Origin of the sequence: Haladaptatus sp. DYSN1, assembly GCF_029489995.1 — an archaeon.
Classification (GTDB): domain Archaea; phylum Halobacteriota; class Halobacteria; order Halobacteriales; family Halococcaceae; genus QDMS2.
Window position 1 is genome coordinate 300,378 of sequence record NZ_CP120470.1, and the last position, 19,641, is coordinate 320,018.

Genomic DNA, 19,641 nt, shown 5'->3' on the forward strand with positions numbered 1-19,641 from the left:
GCGAAGTTTGCGGCACAATTTTCCCGCAAGCAGGCCGCGGTTTCGAAGCGTTTAACCCGCAAACAGAGAGTGGTTCAGGTATTATGGCGAAAGTTAGCATAGTCGGTGCTGCAGGCACTGTCGGTGCCGCTGCTGGGTACAACCTCGCGCTTCGCGACGTGGTCGACGAACTCGTCTTCGTGGACATCCCGAAGATGGAAGACAAGACGGTCGGCCAGGCCGCCGACACGAACCACGGCATCGCGTACGATTCGAACACGCGCGTCGTGCAGGGCGACTACTCGGCGACCGAAGGCTCCGACGTCGTCGTCATCACGGCCGGCATCCCGCGCAAGCCAGGCCAGACCCGCATCGACCTCGCGGGCGACAACGCGCCCATCATGGAGGACATCGGCTCCTCGCTCGCCGAGTACAACGACGACTTCATCAGCGTCACCACGTCGAACCCCGTCGACCTGCTGAACCGTCATCTGTACGAGACCGGCGACCGCGCCCGCGAGAAAGTCATCGGCTTCGGTGGCCGCCTCGACTCCGCGCGCTTCCGCTACGTGCTCAGCGACCGCTTCGACGCGCCGGTCAAGAACGTCGAAGCCACCATCCTCGGCGAGCACGGCGACGCCCAAGTGCCCGTCTTCTCGAAGGTCCGCATCAACGGCGCGGACCCGCAGTTCTCCGACAGCGAGAAGGAGGAAATCCTCGCAGACCTCAAAGAGTCCGCGATGAACGTCATCGAGCGCAAGGGCGCGACCCAGTGGGGCCCCGCGACGGGTGTCGCCCACATGGTCGAAGCCATCCTCAACGACACGGGTGTCGTCCTACCCGCGAGCGTCGCGCTCGACGGCGAGTACGGTCACGAGGACGTCGGCCTCGGCGTGCCGGTCAAACTCGGCGCAAACGGCGTCGAAGAAATCGTCGACTGGGACCTGAGCGAACTCGAACGCGAGCAACTCGGCGCAGCGGCCGACAAGCTCTCCGAGCAGTACCAGAAAATCAGCTAAACGCGCCGCGGTCGGTGCAGTCCGCCATTTTTTCGCGCTCGCTCGTCGAGGAGGTACGTCGCTCTCGAGCGAGTGCGTTCACTCACCGGTGTCCGGTTGTGCCCGCTTTTCCTCTGGAACAGGCACCCCTACCAGTGCGGCCCATTCTGCGAGGTGTCGGTGCTCACGTCGCCGTGCCATGATCTCACCTACAGAAGTAAGGTTCAGCCGAGAATATAATCGTTTTGTCAATTCGGACTAGATAAGCCGGTCGGCCCCGGTTCGGGCCGCGACCCACGCGAGCAGACAGAGCGCCTGGACGACGAGCAGGGTCGTGAGCGCGAAGAACAACGCCTCTTCGAGCGGGATTCCGGCGGCCACGAGGCCGAGCGTGTGGGCGGGCGAAACGACCCAGATGCCGAGGATGAGCGCGAGCCAATCGACCACGAGGAGGTAGCCCGTGACCAACAGCGCAGAATGCGCGACGACTCGGCGTTGTTGCCAGATGACGTGCCCGCCGAACGCCCAGAGCAGGCCACAGAGCGGGCAGACCCAGAGCAAGAGCGCGCCGAGGTAGTAGCCGCCGGGCACAGAGAGCAGTGCGCCGCCGGCGAGTGCGAGGGCGAACCAGCCGCCAGCGCCGACGGGTTTCGCCGGAAACGGAGCCTTCGGTACGTCAGCGGCGACGCCCGCGAACAACCGCGAAAAGAGCAGTCCCGTCAGCAGTGGTTGGAGGAAGAAGAAGGCGAACTCACCGAACGGCGTGTAGCCGATTCGCCCCACGACGGCGTCGGTGGGATAGAACCAAACGCCTTCACGGATGAGATAGCCGTCCCAGGGCAGGGCGTAGACGGTGGTGAGCGTGGCGAGGACGGTGACGGCGACGAGCGTACGACGGAGGCGGGTTCTATCAGTCGTTGCGGCGAGCGCCAGGGCTGGTACGCCGAGTGTGAGCAGCGAAAACGAGAGGTAGGTGAGCGGGGCCATTCGGTCAGAATTCGCGGGTGGCGTCGCTCAGGGGATGAGTTGCTCGCCGTCGTCGTCGTAGACGGTGATGGCGTCCACCGGGCAGACGCGGGCGGCGAACTTGGCGTCGAACTCCTCGCCCTCGGGCACTTCGCGGACGAAGATGTCCTCGTCGACTTCCTCTCCGTCGATGAGGTCAGCCTTCCCTTCGGTCTCGTCGCGGGCGAAGCCTTCCTCCCACTCGGCGACGCACTGGAACATTCCGATGCAGGTGTCGCGGTCGAATTCGATTTTCATGGCCTGCGCTTTGGCCGAGTGGGTATTAGGGTTGACGGAGGGTGCGACACTTTAAACGCAAAGACCTCCCAACAAGGGAGTAATGGATGTCGCGGACCTCACTTCCGTCCCCGAGTGGTTCCCGGGCCACCTGCAGGACGCCGGTATCGAATCGCTCTATCCGCCACAGGGCGAAGCAGTCGAGGCGGGAATCACGGAGGGACAGAGCATCGTCGCGAGCGTGCCGACGGCGAGTGGGAAGACGCTCATCGCCCAACTCGCCATGCTCGCGAGCGTCGAGCGCGGCGGGAAAGCACTCTATATCGTTCCCCTGCGCGCGCTCGCGAGCGAAAAAAAGGCCGAGTTCGAGCAGTTCGAGCAGTACGGCCTGACAATCGGCGTCTCGACGGGCAACTACGAATCTGACGGCGAGTGGCTCGGCAAGTGCGACATCGTCGTCGCGACCAGCGAGAAAGTGGACTCGCTCGTGCGAAACGGCGCACCGTGGATCGACGAATTGACCTGCGCCGTCGCGGACGAAGTCCACCTCGTCGACGACCGCAATCGCGGTCCGACGCTCGAAGTCACCCTCGCGAAACTCCGCCAGCGCAACCCCGGCCTCCAGACGGTCGCGCTCTCTGCGACCGTTGGCAACCCCGAGGACATCGCAGACTGGCTGGACGCGACGCTCATCGACTCCGACTGGCGGCCAATCGAGTTACAGAAGGGCGTCCACTACGGACAGGCGCTCCATCTGGAAGACGGTACACAGCGGTCACTCCCGGTCAGAAACGGCGAGAAACCGACCGCGGCTATCGTCAAAGATACGCTCGAAGACGGCGGCTCGACGCTCGTATTCGTCAATTCGCGGCGGAACGCGGAGGCCGCCGCGCGCCGCCTCGCAGGGGCCGTCGAAGACTTCCTCGACGCAGACGAGAAACGGCAACTCGCGGAACTCGCAAAAGAGATTCGCGATATTTCGGACACGGAGACGAGCGACAACCTCGCGGACGCGGTGAAGCGAGGCGCAGCGTTCCACCACGCCGGGCTGACTAACGACCACCGGACGCTCGTCGAGGATGCGTTCCGCGAGCGGCTCATCAAGGTGGTTTCCGCGACACCGACGCTCGCAGCAGGCGTGAACACGCCGAGTCGCCGCGTCATCGTCCGCGACTGGCGGCGCTACGATGGCACGCTCGGCGGGATGAAACCGCTCTCGGTGCTCGAAGTCCACCAGATGTGCGGGCGGGCGGGGCGGCCAGGACTCGACCCCCACGGCGAAGCCGTCTTGCTCGCGAACTCCCACGACGAACTCGACGAGTTGTTCGACCGCTACATCTGGACCGGTCCCGAGAACGTGCGCTCGAAACTGGCCGCCGAACCCGCGATGCGCACCCACATCCTCGCGACCGTGGCCTCCGGCTTCGCCGATTCCCGCGAGGGCTTGCTCGAATTCTTAGACCAGACGCTCTACGCGACGCAGACGACCGAACAGGGGCGCATCGAACAGGTGCTCGACAACGTCCTCGACTACCTCGAAGTGAACGGGTTCTTAGAACGCGAGGGCGACGATATGTTCGCGACGAGCATCGGCCACACCGTCTCGCGGCTGTACGTAGACCCGATGAGCGCAGCCGAAATCATCGACGGCCTCCGCGCGACAGACGAACGCCCGACCGCCTTCGGGTTGTATCACCTCGTGAGTCGGACGCCGAACATGTATCAGCTCTATCTGCGCTCCGGCGACCGCGAACAGTACACCGAAGAGGCCTACGAGCGCGAGGATGAGTACCTCGGCCGGATGCCGAGCGAGTTCGACGCCGGCCCCTTCGAGGACTGGCTTTCGGCGCACAAAACCGCCCGCATGATGGAAGACTGGGCGAGCGAGGAGGACGAAGACCGCATCACCGACCGCTACGGCATCGGGCCGGGCGACATCCGCGGGAAGGTGGAGACGGCCGACTGGTTGCTCGGAGCCGCAGAGCGCCTCGCTGGGGAACTCGACCTGCAATGGGCACCCGCCGTCAGAGAGGCGCGAAAGCGCGTCCAGTACGGCGTTGGCGAGGAACTTCTCGACCTCGCGGGCGTGCGCGGTGTGGGTCGAAAACGCGCCCGCCGGCTGTTCGAAGCCGGCATCACGACCCGCTCAGAGCTTCGAAATGCGGACAAGGCGGTCGTTCTCGGGGCGCTCCGCGGCCGGCGCAAGACCGCAGAGAACATCCTCGAAAACGCCGGGAGGCAGGACGCCTCGATGAGCGGCGTGGACCCCGATTCGGAGGCAAAGGCGCAGGCGACGTCGGCCACCCAGTCGCCAGACGACGAGAGCGAAGAGGACCAGGCGACGTTCGGTGATTTCTGATGCGCGTGGTCGAAGGAACGGCTGAAATCGAAGACATCACCGCCTTCGTCAGCCGGTTACAGGAGATTGGTGCGGAGACCGATTGTACGATTCAGGCGTTCGACTCGCGGTACGTCGTGAGCGACGCGCACCTTCGGCGGGCGGTGGAACTCGCGGACCGGGCGTTCGAACGCGGTGAGAACGTCGCCGACGACCGCGCGGTCGAAATTCTGCTCTACGTCGCCGCCCGCCGCCAGATAAACCGGGCGCTCGCCATTGGGGCGAACGAGGGCGAGTGTGACCTCGTCGTGTTGGTCGATGCGGAGCGCGAGAACGGAGACGAACAGGCGGCGAGCGCGGCGGTTTCCGACCTGCTGACCGAGAAGAAAACACTCGGTCACTACGACGAAGAGCGCGTCTGCACCTTCTTCGACATTGGCGAGGCGGAACGCGGCGCGTCGAATGCGTCGCTCGAAGCCCTCGTGCTGGAGCAGGTTGCTCTGCTCGATGTGTCGAAGTGAGCAGGAGAAGACGTATTCCGGCGTCGGGCTCGGCGTCGGCATTCTCGTGACCATCGGCATCCTTGTCGGACTGTTGTTCCTCGGTCGCATCCTCTCCTGGGTTGGCCTCTAATCCGCTGCTTTTTGTGTTCGTCCCGCGTATGCGGCCTCATGCCATCGATTCACGACCCGGTGGCACTCGGTGGCTGTGACGTGGCCAATCGACTGTACCGCGCCCCGTTACTGGAATGTGCAGGCACGGGGCCGGATTCGGTCGAGATACTCACGGAGAAACTCGAACCAGCCGCCGCGTCGGGCGTCGGACTCATCTTTCAGGGGGCGACCATCGTTCAAGGCGAGGGCGGCTGTGCGGCCCCCGGTATGACGCGCGTTCACGACCCCGCGTTCGTCGCGACCCTCTCTGGACTCACCGACGCGATTCACGACCACGGCGGGCGTATTTTCTTGCAACTCGAACACGGCGGCTTGCGGAGCATGGAGACGTGGCACGCGGGCTACCGGCAGAAACACCCACACCTCCCGCAACTGGCCGTCTCGCGGCCCCCGGCAGTGCTCCGGGCACTCGACCGGTTCGGCGTACTTGCCTACGATGCACGCGTCCTCTCGACCGACGAGGTGTACGACCTGGCGGCGGATTTCGGCGTCGCGGCGGGACACGCGGTGGACGCCGGGTACGACGGCATCCACCTCGCCGGAGCGAACATGGGCATCATCCAGCAGTTCCTCTCGCCGTACTACAACCGACGGGAAGACGAGTTCGCCGACGGCTTTCGATTTCTCGAATGCGTCTACGAGGCGATTCGCGATCATGCGGGCGACGTGCCGCTCGTGACGAAGATTCCGGCGGAGACGGCGGCCCCCGCATTCGCGCGGCCGCGACTCTCGTTCGACGACGGCGTGGAACTGGCCCGCCGAGCCGCCGACCTCGGGTTCGATGCGCTCGCGCCCGTGGAGGTCTCCACGTTCTGGGATACGAGCATCGTTCGTGGTGCGTTTCCGGCGCGAGCGTGGCAATTAGACGACTTGCAGTCGGGGTACGAAGCAGCGTTCGGCGGGCGATGGCGAGCGCGACTGGTTGCACTCGCCAATCGCCTACAGGCGCGGCGGTTCTCGCGAGATGCGGGGTGGAACGAGGCATTCTGTCGGGCCGTCCGCGGGGTGGTGGACGTGCCAGTGTTGCTGGAAGGTGGCGTTCGGTCGCGGCCACAAATCGACCGCCTGCTCTCGACCGGTGCGTGCGATATGGTCGGGTTGGCCCGGCCGTTCTACGCGGAACCGCGACTCGCGACGCGCTTGCTCCGGCAGGTCGACAGTCGGGTCGTCTGTGAGAGCTGTAACAACTGCACCGTCCCGCAGGTGACGGGTGCGGAAGGCGTGTGTCGGACGCCCCACGTTCTCAGGCGGCGGGGGGAACTGGAACGCGGCGGCGCGTACGACCAGAAGTAGCCGCATCCCAAAGCCTCAAATGCCGTCCTTTCTGATGATTCTCCGATGAGTATGCTCTCGCCGACGTCGAAACACGTCGAGTTGACCGTCGAAAACGAGTCCGTCGGCGTTCGCTATCTGACCGCCGGAGAGGGGGACCCTATTGTCCTGTTACACGGCATCGGCCTCGACGCGGCCACCGTCTCCTGGCGACACACGCTGCCGGTGCTGGCCGAAGACCACGAGGTCTACGCCCTCGACTTCCCCGGCCACGGCGAGAGCGAGAAGCCGAACCGCCGGTACACCACGGACTACTATCAGGACGTTCTCGCCGCGTTCCTCGACGACCTCGACATCGATTCGCCCACGCTCGTCGGCATTTCGATGGGTGGGGCGGTTGCGCTCGGCCACGCGCTCGACGACGAGGTCGACCGGCTGGTTCTCGTGAACAGCCACGGTCTCGGGAGCGACGCCCCCTGGCGGTTTCCGGCGTCAGTGGCGCTCTGGACACCCGGCTTCGATTCGTTCTGGTGGGCCGGAGCGACCGGGTCGCGCTTTTCCGTGCGCGAGAGTCTCCGCCAATTCACGAGCAACGCGGAAGCCGAATTCGTAGACGACGTGTACCAGGCGACCCAGGACCCGGCGGTGGGCGAGGCGCTCACGAGTTGGCAGCGAAGCGAATTCCTGCTCGGTGGGCTGAAAACGAACTACGTCGGAGAGTTAGATGAGGTGTCAGTCCCCACGCTGCTCGTCCACGGCAAAGACGACCCGCTGTTTCCGGTATCCTGGTCGGTTCGCGCGGCGGAGAAAATCAGTGATAGCGACCTGCACGTCTTCGAAAATTGTGGCCACTGGCCGCCTCGGGAACAGCCGCGAGCGTTCAACGGCGTGGTCCAGTCGTTCTTGAACGGGCAGTCCTAGGCCGCTGGGCGCTTGTCGAGGAGGACGACGGCTTCGCCGTCGACGATGGTGTCCTCGCCGTCGGTGACGATGGTCGAGAGGCGATATCGGTAGTTGCCGAGGTCCTCTACGATTTCCACCTCCGCGGTGACGCGGTCGCCGATGCGAATCGGGTTGCGGAACTCCACGTCTTGCGAGAGGTAGATGACGAGGCCGGGAAGGCGAGCCAGCGCGGCGCTGATGAGGCCCGCGGCGAGTGTGCCGTGGACGATGCGACCCTTGAAGCGTGTCTTTTCTGCGTACTCTGCGTCGAGGTGCAGCCGGTTCGTGTCGCCGCTCGCGCGCGCGAACTCGATGACGTCCTCCTCTGTAATCGTCTTCGTGAATCGGACTTTGTCGCCGATGTCGAGGGCGTCTCGCCGGTCTGCGGTGACTTCGACGTCCCAGTCGTCGAGATTCACGCCTGCGAGCGCGTGTACGTCGTCGTCTTCTGCTTCCGTGTCGCTGGTCGAGGTTTCACCATTCGAACTCAGCGTCGGAACCCCGAACGCAGCGAGGGTTGCCCGATTCGCCTCCCATGCACTGTTGAACAGACGTGTGGACGTTTTCATCCACGTTTCTGCCAACGATTGGTGCCGCGGTTCAGAACTCATCAATACCTGCGATTCGTTCTCGCACATCATAAAGTATTGTGTTGATATGTACAAGCACTACCACCCAGAACCATTGAATGGTAATAGATGGTATCTTGAGTAATCTTTATCCCTTTGGAGGGTGTAGGTGGTGTTGAGCAATGACCGAGAATGACGAGATGATGTGGACGCCGGCGCAGTTTGCCCGGCAGTTCCAGCAGGCGAGCCAGCAGGCACTCGACCAGCAACAGGACCTTATGCAGTCCATGTTCGGGGCGAGTACGGGGTCGGGGCTTTCCGGTCTCTCGCAGCTTGGCGCGATGAGTATGGGCATGGCGACGTTCAAGACCCGTGTCCAGAGCGGGGGACGCATCAGCATCCCCGACGCCGAGCGCGAGGCGCTCGACATTGAAGAAGGCGACATCGTCCAAACGGTCGTCATTCCGGTCAAACGCAACAGAGAGGATTAAATCATGAGTCAATACACAACGCCTGTTTCGGCAGCATTCGAGATGCAGCGCACGATGATCAACCAGAGCCAGCGCATGGCAGAGCAGACCATCTCCTTCCAGAAGAACATGGGTAAGCTCTTCCTCAACGGTGTCGAGAGCCAGAAGTCCGCCCAGCAGTCGGGCGTCGCCTTCACGAAGGCCGCTTTCCACAGCTACTTAGACGCAATCGAGGCAACGGTGCCCGGCTCCCGCGGCAACGTAGAGCAGGTCCGTGACATCGTCGACGAGCAGTTCGACACGCTCGCAGAGAGCCACGCCGAACTGTTCGACGGCTTCGAACAGGAGTTCGAGCGCAGCGTCGAGAACTACGACGAACTCTCCGAGGAGTACCTCGACGCGCTCAAAGAGCAGACGAAGCTCATGCTCGAGACCAACGAGGACATGGAGTCCCAGACGGTCGAAGCAGTCGAGCGCTTCGAGTCCCAGGCAGAGGAGTTCCAGGACCAGGCCCGCGAGCAGCTCGAAGCCTGATTCGGCGAATCACTTTTTACCGCGGTCACCCGATTATTTATCATGAGTAATATGAGCCAAAACGAGATGCAAGAGCAGTGGAGTCAGTTCGTAGAACAGTGGAACGACAGCGTCGCGCGTTCGTTCGAGAAGAACATGGAAGCCCAATCGGCCTTCCTCGACGCCTGGGCCGACGCCTTCGAGGACTCCGTGCCGGACGAAGAACAGCTCACCCAGGGCATGGAAGGCTACTCCCGCGCCTACGAGGTGTGGATGGACGCCGCAGAGCGAATGATGACGCGAGCGAGCGACATGGCCGAGGGCGAGGACGTGGACGTAACCGAGTTCCGCGACATCTGGCTCCAGAGCGCCAACAAGGCGTTCAAAGAGGCCATGAGCACCTCCGCGTTCGCCGCCGGCACCGGCCAGTTCGTCGAGGCGATGATGGAGATGCGCGACCAGGCGGACGCCGCGAGCGAAGACGCCCTCCAGCAGTGGGGCTTCGCCACGCGCAGTGACGTTATGGAAGTCGGCGAGCGCCTCGTCGAACTCGAGCGCCGCCAGCAGCGCGTCGAAGACAAGCTTGACCAGCTCCTAGAGGAGAACTGAGATGGCTTTCATGAACCCGGTCGCAGCGACCCTTGACCTCCAGCGCCGTGCGTTCGAAGCCGCCACCGAGGGCTTCGAAAAGGGCGACATCGCCCCCGAGCAGCTGGCGCGAATGCTCGAAGTCGACGTAGGCGAGACGCCGAGTGAGGTCGTCTACACCGAGAACAAGCTGGAACTGCTCCACTACGAGTCGCGGACCGACGAACAGCACAAGGTCCCCATCCTCATCGTCTACGCGCTCATCAATCGACCGTACATCCTGGACCTCCAGCCAGACCGCAGCGTGGTTCGCCACCTGCTCGACGCGGGTCACGACGTGTACCTCATCGACTGGAACGAACCGTCCCGGATGGACGCCCACCTGACGCTCGACGACTACGTCAACCGCTACATCGAGAACTGCGTGGACGTCGTCCGCGAGCGCTCCGGCCAGGATTCCATCAACGTCCTCGGCTACTGCATGGGCGGGACGATGAGCGCGATGTACGCCGCACTCCACCCGGAGAAAGTCCGCAGCCTCGGCCTGATGGCCGCTGGCCTGTGTTTCAACGATACGGGTGGCGTCCTCGAACTCTGGGGCGACGAGGAGTACTACTCGCCCGAGTCCGTCGCCGACACGCTCGGCAACATGCCCAGTGAGTTGCTCGACGTGGGCTTCGCGCTCATGGACCCAGTGGACAACTACGTCAACAAGTACGTCCGCCTGTTCGACAACTTGGAGAACGAGGACTTCGTCGAGAATTTCGGCCGCATGGAGATGTGGCTCTCGGACGGCATCGACGTGGCGGGCAACGCCTACGTCCAGTTCTTAGAGGACATCTACCAGCAGAACAAACTCTATAAGAACGAACTCGAACTGAACGGCAAGCGCGTGAACCTGGAGAACATCGACATGCCGGTCCTCCAGATTATGGGCGAGTACGACCACCTCATTCCCCCAGAGTCCTCGAAGCCGTTCAACGACGTCATCGGCAGCGACGACGTGGAGACCTACGAGTTCCCAACCGGTCACATCGGCCTCTCGGTCTCCGGCAGTTCCCACCGCGACCTCTGGCCGCGCGTGAGCCAGTGGTTCTACGACCACTCGCCGGTCGAGGAGGAACCGGAAGCAGAAGCCGAGGTCGAACCCGACGCAGACGGCGAGGAGGCCGTCGAAGCCGAAGACGCGGGCGCGACCATCGAAATCGAAGACACGGAAGCAGACGAGACCGAGCAATCGAGTCTCGTCTCCGAAGAAGACCCCGCGCCGGACGTCGAATCCGTAGACGGCATCGGGCCGACCTACGCAGACCGACTCCGTGAGGCGGGCATCAAGACGGTGACCGACCTCGCAGTCGCAGACGTGGCGACCATCGCGGAGGTTGCCAAGGTGTCAGAAGAGCGGGCGCAGTCCTGGAAAGACCAGGTCTGACCCCGGAACGACTTTCCTTTCTCCCTGCGAAGTGTGGGACATGCTCACAAACCAGACGTGTCTGGTGACCGGCGGGTCTCGCGGTATTGGCCGAGGAATCGCACTCGATCTGGCACGGAACGGTGCAACGGTCGTGGTGAACTATCGGTCGAGCGAGGCCGAGGCGGCGGCCGTCGTCGACGAAATCGAGGCCAATGGCGGAACTGCCGTTTCACTCCAGTGTGACGTCTCGAACTACGACGAGGTGAGCGGAATGTGCGAGCGCGTCCACGACCTCGTCGGCCCCGTCGACGTGCTCGTGAACAACGCGGGCATCACCGTCGACAAGACGTTCAAGAGCATGACCCGCGAGGACTGGGACCGGGTCATCGACGTGAACCTTGGTGGCGTGTTCAACTGCACGAACTGCTTTTTCGACGACCTCCTCGAAGCCGAACACGGCCGACTGATCAACATTTCGAGCGTGGTCGGTCAGCAAGGGAACTACGGACAGGCCAACTACGCGACGACAAAGAGCGGCCTGTTCGGATTCACCCGAACCATCGCCCTCGAGATGGCCCGGTACAATTCGACGGCCAACTGCGTCGCCCCCGGGTTCGTCCGCACCGAGATGCTGGAGACGGTCCCCGACCGGGTCCAAGAGAAAATCCTGAGTCGCATCCCGCTCGGCCGGTTTGCGGAAGTAGACGACATCACGGGGATGGTGTCGTACATCGCGAGCGCGCAGTCTGCCTACATGACCGGACAGATTCTCTCGGTAAACGGCGGCATGGAGTGGTAACGACCCACATTAATCATTTGCCCAGCCGGATGAACTGTGCCAGCCGTAGTTAATTTCCCGTTCGCTACTTGTGGCAAGAACACCTATCCGTGTGGCTCGACAACGTGAGCGCGTATGCCTCACAGCATCACAGAAGGAGACGAGGGGAAGCCCGTCGTGGGCGCACAGGGTGAACAGGTCGGTCGGGTCATCGACGTCGAACACGGGACGGCATACGTCGAACCCGACCCCGGCCTCACAGACACGCTGATGTCGAAATTAGGGTGGGCGGACCGTGACGAGGACACGTACCCGCTGCAGGAGAACGCCATCGGCGAAATCACGGACGACGAGATTCGGCTGCAGAAGTTCTGAAACTGGGGAGTTTCAGGTGCGTGCCGCCCGCTGGGTGCTCACCCGGGCGGCGGACCTTTTTCGTGCTGCCACACTACCGTCGAGCCATGCGTGTGAGTGTCATTGGCGGGAGCACCGTGGACGACGAGACGTACGACCTGGCCGTGGCGGTCGGCAACGAACTCGCCTCGCGTGGTCACGCCGTCGTCTGTGGTGGTCGGGGCGGCGTGATGGAGGCGGCGTGTCGCGGCGCGCGAGAAGAAGACGGAGAGACGATTGGCATTCTGCCGGGCACGGACCCGGCGCAGGCGAACGCGTTCGTCACCACGCCCATCGCGACGGGCATCGGGAACGCGAGAAACGTCCTCGTCGTACTGAACGGTGCGGCCGTCATTGCAATCGACGGACATTACGGAACGCTTTCTGAGCTCGGTCACGCGCTCGATTTCGGCAAACCTGTCGCAGGTCTTCACACTCACGAAATCGACGGTGTGAAATCAGTGACATCTCCGCTGGCGGCGATTTCTCACGTCGAGTCCGCGGTGCGCTGAGTGGAACCTGAGAGAAAAAGGTAATGTATCTGTCCATCAGAGTGTAGGAAAGAAAATGACTGCTCGGGCCGGGACAGAAAGAGGTGTGCGATGAGTGGCAGTGAGAACGCCACCGGCGAAGCAGACTTTCACGACGCAGTCGAATCGCTAGAACAACTCGGGTTAACGACGTACGAGGCGAAGGTGTTCATCACCCTCCAGCGGTTGCGGACGGGCACCGCCCGCGAGGTGAACGAGGCGACGAGCGTTCCCCGCTCGCAGGTGTACGCCACTGCAGAGAGTCTCGAATCGCAGGGCCTCATCGAGATTCAGGAGTCGAACCCCATCACGTACAAACCGGTGGCCATCGAGGAGGCGCGGGAACTGCTCACGCGGCGCTTCGAGCGCGAGCAAAATCGGGCGTTCAGTTACGTCGAACAGGCCATCTCCGAGGGGACGGGCATCGAAGAGCGCGAGGACATCTGGACCATCAGCGGGGCGGCGCGCATCAACAATCGCGCCGTGACTCTCATTGAGGGGACCACCGACCGCCTCGTGTTCGGAACGGGTGACCCACGCCATTTCCCGCCCGGTGTGTGTGAAGCCCTCGCCTCCGCCGACGCGCGAGGCGTGGACGTGACGGTGCTCAGTGACGACCCCAGCGTTACGGAAATCGTCGGCGACATCGACATCGAGGCCGAACCACCGCGTGGGTATCGACCGAGCGACGCCCAAACCGGGCGATTCCTGCTCGGTGACGACGACGTCATCCTGCTTTCGGTGGCCGCTCACCGTTCGGGTGAGGAAGCGGGTCTCTGGAGTTCGAACACAGAATTTGCAACCATCCTGATGCAGGTGGTCGAGGCCGGATTGTTCGAGGGACTCTGAGCCACGCGCGGTGCAATTTTTGACGCAGAATCACCCACCGGCAACTACTTTGCCGACGAAACGAGTGGTTGTGTACCAATGGCATACGAGACGATTCTCGTGGAGCGCGACGCCGGCCGCGCCACGGTGACGCTGAACCGTCCGGAGAAACTGAACGCGATGACCGGCGAGACCTTCGTCGAACTTCACGACGCGTTCCGCGAGTTCGCAGACGAGGACCTCGATGTGGTGACGATTCGCGGGGCGGGCGACCACTTCTCTGCGGGTGTGGACATGGCGGGTGTTCCAGAATGGGCCCAGCAAAAGCCGATTGCCGTCCGCGACAACCTCGAAGTCGTCCACGACGCACTCAGAACTATCGAGGGGCTGGACGTGCCCATCGTCGCCGCCATCGACGGCTACGCACTCGGCGGCGGCCTCGAACTCACGCTGGCCTGTGACATCCGGGTGGCGAGTCACCGCTCGAAATTTGGCCTCCCGGAGGCGAACATGGGCCTCGCGATGGACTTGGGCGGCGCACAGAAGTTACCTGGCATGATTGGCGAGGGGATGACCAAGTGGCTCATCATGACGGGCAAGAACATCGACGCCCAGCGGGCTTTCGACGTCGGTCTCGTCGAGCAGGTCGCAGCCGAAGGCGAGTTCGACGCGATGGTCGCGGACCTCGAAGACACGCTCGCGGAGAAACCAACCTACGTCCTCGGCATCGCAAAGCGCCAGGTCCACTCCGCGCGCCCGTCAAACTTAGACGAGGCGATGAATCAGGCGATTCACCACGCGCTCACGGCGTACCAGGAAGACGAGACCCAGCGGCGAGTCACCGAGTTCCTGGACCGCTAGGGCACCCGCGCAAACATTCCGAGCGCCTCCATCGACAGCACGCGGTCGTCGTCCTGGTTGAACGCCGAAAACTCGTAGCGGACGTGCCCGCGATTCGGGTCATTCGCCGCCGGTTCGGTGTCGAGTACCTCAACGCGCACCGAGAGGGTGTCACCGGGCCTGACGGGTCGATGCCAGCGTAACTCGTCTACGCCGCTGGCTCCGAGACTCGCCGTTTCGTTCAGGAGGTTGTCGGCGAGCAGGCGCATCGACACCGCACAGGTCTGCCACCCGCTCGCGATGAGTCCACCGAACATCGACTCGGCCGCCGCCTCCGGGTCCACATGAAACGGCTGGGGGTCGTACGTCTCTGCGAATTCGATTATCTCCGCTTCAGAGAGCGTCACGCTCCCGAACTCGAACGTCTGTCCGGCTTCGAACTCCTCGAAGTGGGTGGGAAGCATGGTCCTCCTTCCCCGGACACCCACCTAAGTGTGCGGAAAGTGGTAACACACCACCCCTTCGTTTCCACTGGAATGGTGGCGAGTGACACGGCCAGAAAGTCGAGTGACGGCGCGTACACGCCCGCCTGAAAAGTTGCAGTGGAAACGAAGGGGTTTGTGAACGCGTGGCGAGTCAGACGAGTTCGCGCAGGTGGTCTGCGAAGCCGGTCGAATCGCGAATGTTACGCAGGATGATTTCGAGGTGGCCGCTACCGCCGGCGGCGATCTGGACGTTGCCGAGACCGACGAGCGTCTCGAGGACCGACCGGTTCTCCTGGATGCCACGCACCTTAGAGAGGGGGAGTTCCTTGCGGACGAGCGAGAGGAACCGGTACTCGCTGATGATGCGTTCGTTGGTCAGGTAGTAGCTCGTGAGCGAGTTCTGCCAGTAGGTGACCAACCCCTGTGAGAACAACACCAGCCCGACGATGAGCGCGACGAGCGGGTAGACGAGCGGTTCCTGCGTGAAGTAGGTGAGGTAGGTCGCGGCGAGCAGGAACGCAAAGCCGACGACCAGTCGTATCGCAGCGACGCGCTGGGTCGGGTGGCGGAGGTCGATGACGTACTCGTTGTCGCTCAGTTGAACCGCGGTGGGTGCGGCGAGCTGGACGTACACGCCCACGAGGGCGATGACGAGGCCGAAGCCGACGAGCGCCCAGCCGAGAATTTGCGGGTAGACGAGCGTCGTCAGGTCGAGGAGGATACGCCCGCCGCCGACCAGAAACGGCAGCGCGATAAGCGAACTCCAGACGAGGGGTGCGCCGCGGGCCACCGCTAGCGCCCCCTCGTGAGTTCGACGAGCACGCCGATGATAGAGACCACGAGGCCGATGATTGCGAGCGTCTCCGGGTCCGTGAGGCCGCGGTCGCCACTCGAAAGGAACCCGCGTTCGTTCGCAAGGTCGTCGGCAGAGCGACCCTGCATCGTGTCACCGCCGATAGACTCGGTGGTCACCGCCGTGTTAGCCGGTTTGGGCGTGTTCTGGCTCTGGGTCACGACGGCCGTCTCCTCCTCAGGGGCCGTGTCCGGGATGAAATCGACGTAGAACCAGACGTTATCCACGTACTCGACTTGCTCGTCGGATGAGTTCCAGCGATAGAGCGTGAGGTTGAGGTACTCGGTTCCGTAGTCGAAACTGTCCGGCGAAACGGTGTACCAGGCGGTGTACGCGCCGCCGTCGCTCACGGTGAGCCAGTCGGTACAGCTTTCGGCGTAGGTCTCAGTCGAGAGGCAGACGAAGTAATAGTCGTACCCCGGGTCGCCGAGGAACTCGTAGACAACGAAAAACTGTTCTGAAGCGTGGACGTACGGGACGCCGTCGGCCCGCGTCGTGAACCCGCCGTCGTCGCTGACGAGTGCGTCGCCCGATAACCACACCGTCAGGTGATGGCTCTGGAAGATGAACAGCACGTCGTCCTCCTGTGCCGCAACCGGCGCCACCGCGATACTCAGGGCCATCAGCACGACGAACCCCACGCCCAGGAGACGATACAGTCGTCTCAGCATCCCACCCACCACGGCTTCTCACCCGGAGATACGTCAGAAACACCGATAACCGTTTGCGTGAGAGTGACTGACGCGGAACCAGCAAGAAAACCATATTTTCGACTGCAGCGAACGGCCTATTCTCTAGTCACGAGAACAACAATACTGCCTTCTGTGAGAGTTTTACACTCGAAATGAGGGGGTTCAGTGGTGGCCCGGGGAAGCCCTCGGCTGTGCGAGTTGGTCTGAGAGAATTGTGTGACGTTCGAAACGAACGCCGGTTAGTAGTCCCACGCAGATTCGAACTCGGTCGCGTCGAAGACGCTCCCTGCTCGAATCAGGTGGAATCGTTCAGAGATAGTCCCACGCAGATTCGAACTGCGGTCGTCAGCCCCAGAAGCTGACAGGATTGGCCACTACCCCATGGGACTCCTTCAGCACACATCGGTAGACGCCACCCCTTTGTAAGCGTTGCGCGTTCGCGCTCCGTGTGTCACCGATTTTCGCACGGACGAACGTGCATATATCGACGGCTACTTATGCCCAAACTATGCAGTACCGTGTATGTACGTTGGACGGTTCATCGTCATTGGCCCCGGAATCGGGGCGTACCGCGTTTCTTCCCGCTCGTTTCCGAATCGACACGTCGTCGACCGCGAAGGAACCCTGACCGTCGCCCCGACGGCGGACGCAGAACCGACAGACAATCCCTACGTCTCGTACAACTGCCTGCGAATCGCGGGCGACACGGCCGTCGTCGGCAACGGCTCGCACGTCGACCCCATCACGGAGAAAATCGAACGGGGCTACCCCGCCCGTGACGCGCTCGTCGAGGCGCTGCTCGCGATGGACTACGAAAAGGATAGCTACGACACCCCGCGCATCGCTGGCACGGTGGGCGAAGAGAGTTTCATCGGCATCGTCCGCAACGACGCTCTCATCGTGACGCAAGTCACGGAACCAACGCTCGTCGCCACCTACGAGAGCGACACACCCGAAGCCTACGACCTGAACACGAAAGTCGCCACCGAGGCGGCGAATGCGGTCTACGACGCCGACTTCGAACACGCGGTCTGTGCCGCCGCCGTCTCACGAACAGCAGACGGGTTCGAGACGGCGATCCGGAACGGGAATTAAGGGACTTCGTCACCTGTTTTGCGGTATGCAACTCGGCGTCATCTCTGACGTCCACGGAAACCTCCCCGCACTGGAGGCCGTCTTCGACGCGATGTCCTCGGTAGACGCGCTCGTCTGCGCCGGGGACGTGGTCGGCTACAATCCGTGGCCCGGCGAGTGTGTAGACCTGCTTCGCGAACACGACGTTCTGACGATTCGAGGCAACCACGACCGGGCCGTCGTGACCGGCACCGCCGACCACTTCAACGGGATGGCGCAGGCGGGCGTTCGCTACGCAGAACGCGTCCTGACCGAGGCACAGCACGAGTGGCTCGCCGCCCTGCCGGTCGAACGAACCGAGTTCGACGGACGGGTCAAACTCGTCCACGGGCATCCCGACGACCCGGACCGCTACACGTACCCCGACGTCTTCTCGCCGTCGATGCTCCGTGGCGAAAATTTGCTCGTGACGGGTCACACGCACGTCCAGGGCCACCGCACGTTCGAGGAGGGCGTCGTGTTGAACCCGGGGAGCGTCGGTCAACCCCGCGACGGCGACCCGCGAGCGGCCTACGCCGTCGTAGACCTCGATTCGATGGCGGTGACCGAACGACGCGTCAGCTACGACATCGACGCAGTCGAGAAGAAAGTTCGCGAGGTCGGCCTTCCCGAAGACATCGCCCGGCGACTCCGCCGCGGACGGTAAACTGCCGGCGGATAGGGAGGCAGCTCAGACCGGTCTGAGTTCCGCAGAGAAGTGGCGCAGTTCCTTCATCGGCGGTTCCGAGACGATTTCGAGGCCGGACACCGAGTCACGACGCTCGTAGACGCCGGCGACTGTCTCCGCAATATGTTCCAGATGCTCGCGGTTGTACGTCCGCCGTGGGAGGGCCAGTCGGACGAGTTCGGGCCGGTTCGTTCCGGGGAAGGCGAAGCTTCCGAGTTCGACGCCGCGAACTCCACCCTCGCGGTAGAGTTCGCAGACGAGTGCCTGTCCGGGGAATTCTTCGAGGGGAATGTGTGGGAAGAAGCCCTCGGCGTCGAGGTAGACGGCGTGGCCGCCCGCCGGCAGGTACACCGGGAGGTTCGCGTCGTCGAGGAGCCCAGCGAGTTCCTGGACCTGTCCGACCCGCGATTCGACGTACTCCTGGGTCACCGCCTCGCGAAGTCCCTGTGCCATCGCCTCGATGTCGCGTCCGGCGAGGCCGCCGTAGGTCGAAAAGCCCTCGTAGAGGATGGCTCGCTGACGGGTGTGTTCGAAGAGGTCGGCGTCGCGGCAGGCGACGAAGCCGCCGATGTTGACGAGGGCGTCTTTCTTTCCGCTCATGACGAGCGCGTCGGCGTAGGAGAGTTTCTCACGGGCGATGTCGGCAATCGAGTGGTGTTCGTAGTCTTCCTCTCGCTGCTGGATGAAGTAGGCGTTCTCGGCGAACCGGCAAGCGTCCATGACGAACGTGGCGTCGATTTCGGCGGCGAACTCGCTCACGGCGCGGATGTTCGCCATACTCACCGGCTGGCCGGCGGTGGAGTTGTTCGTGATGGTGAGGACGACGACGGGGATGGCGTCTTCGCCGTGTTCCTCGACCACGTCCCAGCCCTTCTCGATATCGAAGTTGCCCTTGAAGGGCTCGTCAGACTGCATCTCCATCGCGCCGCTGACGGGGCAATCGACGGCTTCAGCACCCGCATTCGCGATGTGCGCACGAGTGGTGTCGAAGTGGGTGTTGTTCGGCACGACGTCGCCCTCCTCGAGCAGCGTCCCGTAGAGGACGTTCTCGGCACCGCGGCCCTGATGGGTGGGGACGACGTACTCCATGCCCATTACGTCGGAAACGGCGTCTTTGAGGTTCTCGAAACTGCTGCTGCCGGCGTAGGCTTCGTCGCCGAGCATCATCGCGGCCCATTGCTCTGCGCTCATCGTCCCCGTTCCGGAGTCGGTGAGCAGGTCGATGTACACGTCCTTCGAGGGAAGGTTGAACACGTTGTAGCCGGCAGCTTCCAAGTTCTCGTCTCGGACCTCACGAGACGGCAGGTGAATCCGCTCGACCATCTTCGATTTGTACGCGGTCATTGGTCGGAAGGGGTAGCGGGAGGTACATAATTTCACGCATACAGGAGTGAACACTCTGGCGAGACATCGAGAACCAGTGTGCAAAGGTGGACAGTGCT

At 63.0% G+C, this 19,641-nt stretch carries 24 protein-coding genes and 1 tRNA gene; 17 read left to right on the forward strand and 8 right to left on the reverse strand.

The annotated features are described in order from the left end of the window. The first annotated feature begins 83 nt into the window (after window positions 1-83). Complete coding sequence (gene mdh, locus P0648_RS01520; RefSeq protein WP_276246005.1) at window positions 84-998, forward strand: malate dehydrogenase; 915 nt, start codon at window positions 84-86, stop codon at window positions 996-998. A 237-nt stretch (window positions 999-1,235) separates the two neighbouring features. On the opposite strand, the gene P0648_RS01525 is transcribed toward mdh, so the two are convergent. Both P0648_RS01525 and P0648_RS01530 read right to left on the reverse strand, forming a co-directional pair. Then, window positions 1,236-1,964, reverse strand: coding sequence for a lycopene cyclase domain-containing protein (locus P0648_RS01525; RefSeq protein WP_276246004.1), 729 nt, complete (start codon window positions 1,962-1,964; stop codon window positions 1,236-1,238). Window positions 1,965-1,991: 27 nt separating this feature from the next. After that, complete coding sequence (locus P0648_RS01530; protein WP_276246003.1) at window positions 1,992-2,240, reverse strand: ferredoxin; 249 nt, start codon at window positions 2,238-2,240, stop codon at window positions 1,992-1,994. Between the two features lie 82 nt (window positions 2,241-2,322). Between P0648_RS01530 and P0648_RS01535 the strand changes: the two genes are divergently transcribed. The 5 genes from P0648_RS01535 to P0648_RS01555 are packed head-to-tail and all read left to right on the forward strand — an operon-like array spanning window position 2,323 to window position 7,424. Next, the gene (locus P0648_RS01535) at window positions 2,323-4,578 is read left to right on the forward strand and encodes an ATP-dependent DNA helicase (RefSeq protein ID WP_277504974.1); all 2,256 of its coding nucleotides are present in this window, start codon (window positions 2,323-2,325) and stop codon (window positions 4,576-4,578) included. Next, entirely contained in the window at window positions 4,578-5,078 is a 501-nt protein-coding gene (gene cgi121, locus P0648_RS01540; protein WP_276246001.1) for a KEOPS complex subunit Cgi121, read from the forward strand. The genes P0648_RS01535 and cgi121 overlap by 1 nt, the downstream gene beginning before the upstream one ends. Continuing rightward, the gene (locus P0648_RS01545) at window positions 5,065-5,190 is read left to right on the forward strand and encodes a hypothetical protein (RefSeq protein ID WP_276246000.1); all 126 of its coding nucleotides are present in this window, start codon (window positions 5,065-5,067) and stop codon (window positions 5,188-5,190) included. The genes cgi121 and P0648_RS01545 overlap by 14 nt, the downstream gene beginning before the upstream one ends. 38 nt (window positions 5,191-5,228) lie before the next feature. Next, a complete protein-coding gene (locus tag P0648_RS01550) occupies window positions 5,229-6,524 on the forward strand; it encodes an NADH:flavin oxidoreductase (RefSeq protein ID WP_277504976.1) in 1,296 nt (431 codons plus the stop codon). Window positions 6,525-6,569: 45 nt separating this feature from the next. Further along, a complete protein-coding gene (locus P0648_RS01555; protein ID WP_276245998.1) occupies window positions 6,570-7,424 on the forward strand; it encodes an alpha/beta fold hydrolase in 855 nt (284 codons plus the stop codon). Here P0648_RS01555 and P0648_RS01560 read toward each other — a convergent pair. After that, on the reverse strand, window positions 7,421-8,056 hold the full coding sequence (locus P0648_RS01560; RefSeq protein WP_276245997.1) for a MaoC family dehydratase: 636 nt from the start codon (window positions 8,054-8,056) through the stop codon (window positions 7,421-7,423). The genes P0648_RS01555 and P0648_RS01560 overlap by 4 nt on opposite strands. Before the next feature lie 140 nt (window positions 8,057-8,196). On the opposite strand from P0648_RS01560, the gene P0648_RS01565 reads away from it, so the two are divergent. From P0648_RS01565 to P0648_RS01605, 9 genes are all read left to right on the forward strand, one after another. Continuing rightward, complete coding sequence (locus tag P0648_RS01565; protein WP_276245996.1) at window positions 8,197-8,505, forward strand: AbrB/MazE/SpoVT family DNA-binding domain-containing protein; 309 nt, start codon at window positions 8,197-8,199, stop codon at window positions 8,503-8,505. A 3-nt stretch (window positions 8,506-8,508) separates the two neighbouring features. Next, a complete protein-coding gene (locus P0648_RS01570; RefSeq protein ID WP_276245995.1) occupies window positions 8,509-9,018 on the forward strand; it encodes a hypothetical protein in 510 nt (169 codons plus the stop codon). Window positions 9,019-9,060: 42 nt separating this feature from the next. Further along, window positions 9,061-9,606: a poly(R)-hydroxyalkanoic acid synthase subunit PhaE gene (locus P0648_RS01575; protein ID WP_276245994.1), complete on the forward strand. Its 546-nt coding sequence runs from the start codon at window positions 9,061-9,063 to the stop codon at window positions 9,604-9,606. 1 nt (window position 9,607) lies between these two features. Further along, window positions 9,608-11,017 (forward strand): class III poly(R)-hydroxyalkanoic acid synthase subunit PhaC, encoded by a 1,410-nt coding sequence (gene phaC, locus P0648_RS01580; RefSeq protein WP_276245993.1) that lies wholly within the window; start codon window positions 9,608-9,610, stop codon window positions 11,015-11,017. 40 nt (window positions 11,018-11,057) lie between these two features. Beyond that, on the forward strand, window positions 11,058-11,798 hold the full coding sequence (gene fabG / locus P0648_RS01585; protein ID WP_276245992.1) for a 3-oxoacyl-ACP reductase FabG: 741 nt from the start codon (window positions 11,058-11,060) through the stop codon (window positions 11,796-11,798). Window positions 11,799-11,912: 114 nt separating this feature from the next. Next, window positions 11,913-12,152, forward strand: a complete 240-nt coding sequence (locus tag P0648_RS01590; protein ID WP_276245991.1) for a PRC-barrel domain containing protein — start codon at window positions 11,913-11,915, stop codon at window positions 12,150-12,152. Between the two features lie 86 nt (window positions 12,153-12,238). Beyond that, window positions 12,239-12,682 carry a TIGR00725 family protein gene (locus P0648_RS01595; RefSeq protein ID WP_276245990.1) on the forward strand — a complete coding sequence of 148 codons (444 nt, stop codon included), beginning with the start codon at window positions 12,239-12,241 and terminating at the stop codon, window positions 12,680-12,682. A gap of 90 nt (window positions 12,683-12,772) precedes the next feature. Beyond that, window positions 12,773-13,549, forward strand: a complete 777-nt coding sequence (locus tag P0648_RS01600; protein ID WP_276245989.1) for a TrmB family transcriptional regulator — start codon at window positions 12,773-12,775, stop codon at window positions 13,547-13,549. Between the two features lie 78 nt (window positions 13,550-13,627). Further along, window positions 13,628-14,389 (forward strand): enoyl-CoA hydratase/isomerase family protein, encoded by a 762-nt coding sequence (locus P0648_RS01605; RefSeq protein ID WP_276245988.1) that lies wholly within the window; start codon window positions 13,628-13,630, stop codon window positions 14,387-14,389. Here P0648_RS01605 and P0648_RS01610 read toward each other — a convergent pair. From P0648_RS01610 to P0648_RS01625, 4 genes are all read right to left on the reverse strand, one after another. Continuing rightward, window positions 14,386-14,832: a MaoC family dehydratase gene (locus P0648_RS01610; protein ID WP_276245987.1), complete on the reverse strand. Its 447-nt coding sequence runs from the start codon at window positions 14,830-14,832 to the stop codon at window positions 14,386-14,388. The two genes, P0648_RS01605 and P0648_RS01610, sit on opposite strands and share 4 nt — an antisense overlap. 172 nt (window positions 14,833-15,004) lie before the next feature. After that, window positions 15,005-15,643: a PH domain-containing protein gene (locus tag P0648_RS01615; RefSeq protein ID WP_276245986.1), complete on the reverse strand. Its 639-nt coding sequence runs from the start codon at window positions 15,641-15,643 to the stop codon at window positions 15,005-15,007. Between the two features lie 2 nt (window positions 15,644-15,645). Beyond that, window positions 15,646-16,329, reverse strand: coding sequence for a hypothetical protein (locus P0648_RS01620; RefSeq protein WP_276245985.1), 684 nt, complete (start codon window positions 16,327-16,329; stop codon window positions 15,646-15,648). 385 nt (window positions 16,330-16,714) lie between these two features. After that, a tRNA-Gln gene (locus tag P0648_RS01625) sits at window positions 16,715-16,787 on the reverse strand. A 133-nt stretch (window positions 16,788-16,920) separates the two neighbouring features. Between P0648_RS01625 and P0648_RS01630 the strand changes: the two genes are divergently transcribed. Beyond that, a complete protein-coding gene (locus P0648_RS01630; protein WP_276245984.1) occupies window positions 16,921-17,493 on the forward strand; it encodes an IMP cyclohydrolase in 573 nt (190 codons plus the stop codon). 25 nt (window positions 17,494-17,518) lie between these two features. Then, window positions 17,519-18,178: a metallophosphoesterase gene (locus P0648_RS01635; RefSeq protein WP_276245983.1), complete on the forward strand. Its 660-nt coding sequence runs from the start codon at window positions 17,519-17,521 to the stop codon at window positions 18,176-18,178. Window positions 18,179-18,202: 24 nt separating this feature from the next. On the opposite strand, the gene P0648_RS01640 is transcribed toward P0648_RS01635, so the two are convergent. Further along, window positions 18,203-19,543, reverse strand: coding sequence for a tryptophanase (locus tag P0648_RS01640; RefSeq protein WP_277504983.1), 1,341 nt, complete (start codon window positions 19,541-19,543; stop codon window positions 18,203-18,205). Between the last annotated feature and the right edge of the window lie 98 nt (window positions 19,544-19,641).

What these genes read in the sequence shown, in the direction of transcription:
- P0648_RS01620 (WP_276245985.1), bottom strand. Translation starts at nt 16,329, where the DNA reads ATGGCCCTGAGTATCGCGGTGGCGCCGGTTGCGGCACAGGAGGACGAC.
- P0648_RS01550 (WP_277504976.1), top strand. Translation starts at nt 5,229, where the DNA reads ATGCCATCGATTCACGACCCGGTGGCACTCGGTGGCTGTGACGTGGCC.
- P0648_RS01545 (WP_276246000.1), top strand. Translation starts at nt 5,065, where the DNA reads ATGTGTCGAAGTGAGCAGGAGAAGACGTATTCCGGCGTCGGGCTCGGC.
- P0648_RS01530 (WP_276246003.1), bottom strand. Translation starts at nt 2,240, where the DNA reads ATGAAAATCGAATTCGACCGCGACACCTGCATCGGAATGTTCCAGTGC.
- P0648_RS01560 (WP_276245997.1), bottom strand. Translation starts at nt 8,056, where the DNA reads ATGAGTTCTGAACCGCGGCACCAATCGTTGGCAGAAACGTGGATGAAA.
- P0648_RS01630 (WP_276245984.1), top strand. Translation starts at nt 16,921, where the DNA reads ATGTACGTTGGACGGTTCATCGTCATTGGCCCCGGAATCGGGGCGTAC.
- P0648_RS01590 (WP_276245991.1), top strand. Translation starts at nt 11,913, where the DNA reads ATGCCTCACAGCATCACAGAAGGAGACGAGGGGAAGCCCGTCGTGGGC.
- cgi121 (WP_276246001.1), top strand. Translation starts at nt 4,578, where the DNA reads ATGCGCGTGGTCGAAGGAACGGCTGAAATCGAAGACATCACCGCCTTC.
- P0648_RS01640 (WP_277504983.1), bottom strand. Translation starts at nt 19,543, where the DNA reads ATGACCGCGTACAAATCGAAGATGGTCGAGCGGATTCACCTGCCGTCT.
- P0648_RS01575 (WP_276245994.1), top strand. Translation starts at nt 9,061, where the DNA reads ATGAGTAATATGAGCCAAAACGAGATGCAAGAGCAGTGGAGTCAGTTC.
- P0648_RS01570 (WP_276245995.1), top strand. Translation starts at nt 8,509, where the DNA reads ATGAGTCAATACACAACGCCTGTTTCGGCAGCATTCGAGATGCAGCGC.
- P0648_RS01535 (WP_277504974.1), top strand. Translation starts at nt 2,323, where the DNA reads ATGGATGTCGCGGACCTCACTTCCGTCCCCGAGTGGTTCCCGGGCCAC.
- P0648_RS01595 (WP_276245990.1), top strand. Translation starts at nt 12,239, where the DNA reads ATGCGTGTGAGTGTCATTGGCGGGAGCACCGTGGACGACGAGACGTAC.
- P0648_RS01600 (WP_276245989.1), top strand. Translation starts at nt 12,773, where the DNA reads ATGAGTGGCAGTGAGAACGCCACCGGCGAAGCAGACTTTCACGACGCA.
- P0648_RS01610 (WP_276245987.1), bottom strand. Translation starts at nt 14,832, where the DNA reads ATGCTTCCCACCCACTTCGAGGAGTTCGAAGCCGGACAGACGTTCGAG.
- phaC (WP_276245993.1), top strand. Translation starts at nt 9,608, where the DNA reads ATGGCTTTCATGAACCCGGTCGCAGCGACCCTTGACCTCCAGCGCCGT.
- P0648_RS01555 (WP_276245998.1), top strand. Translation starts at nt 6,570, where the DNA reads ATGAGTATGCTCTCGCCGACGTCGAAACACGTCGAGTTGACCGTCGAA.
- P0648_RS01525 (WP_276246004.1), bottom strand. Translation starts at nt 1,964, where the DNA reads ATGGCCCCGCTCACCTACCTCTCGTTTTCGCTGCTCACACTCGGCGTA.
- fabG (WP_276245992.1), top strand. Translation starts at nt 11,058, where the DNA reads ATGCTCACAAACCAGACGTGTCTGGTGACCGGCGGGTCTCGCGGTATT.
- P0648_RS01635 (WP_276245983.1), top strand. Translation starts at nt 17,519, where the DNA reads ATGCAACTCGGCGTCATCTCTGACGTCCACGGAAACCTCCCCGCACTG.
- mdh (WP_276246005.1), top strand. Translation starts at nt 84, where the DNA reads ATGGCGAAAGTTAGCATAGTCGGTGCTGCAGGCACTGTCGGTGCCGCT.
- P0648_RS01605 (WP_276245988.1), top strand. Translation starts at nt 13,628, where the DNA reads ATGGCATACGAGACGATTCTCGTGGAGCGCGACGCCGGCCGCGCCACG.
- P0648_RS01565 (WP_276245996.1), top strand. Translation starts at nt 8,197, where the DNA reads ATGACCGAGAATGACGAGATGATGTGGACGCCGGCGCAGTTTGCCCGG.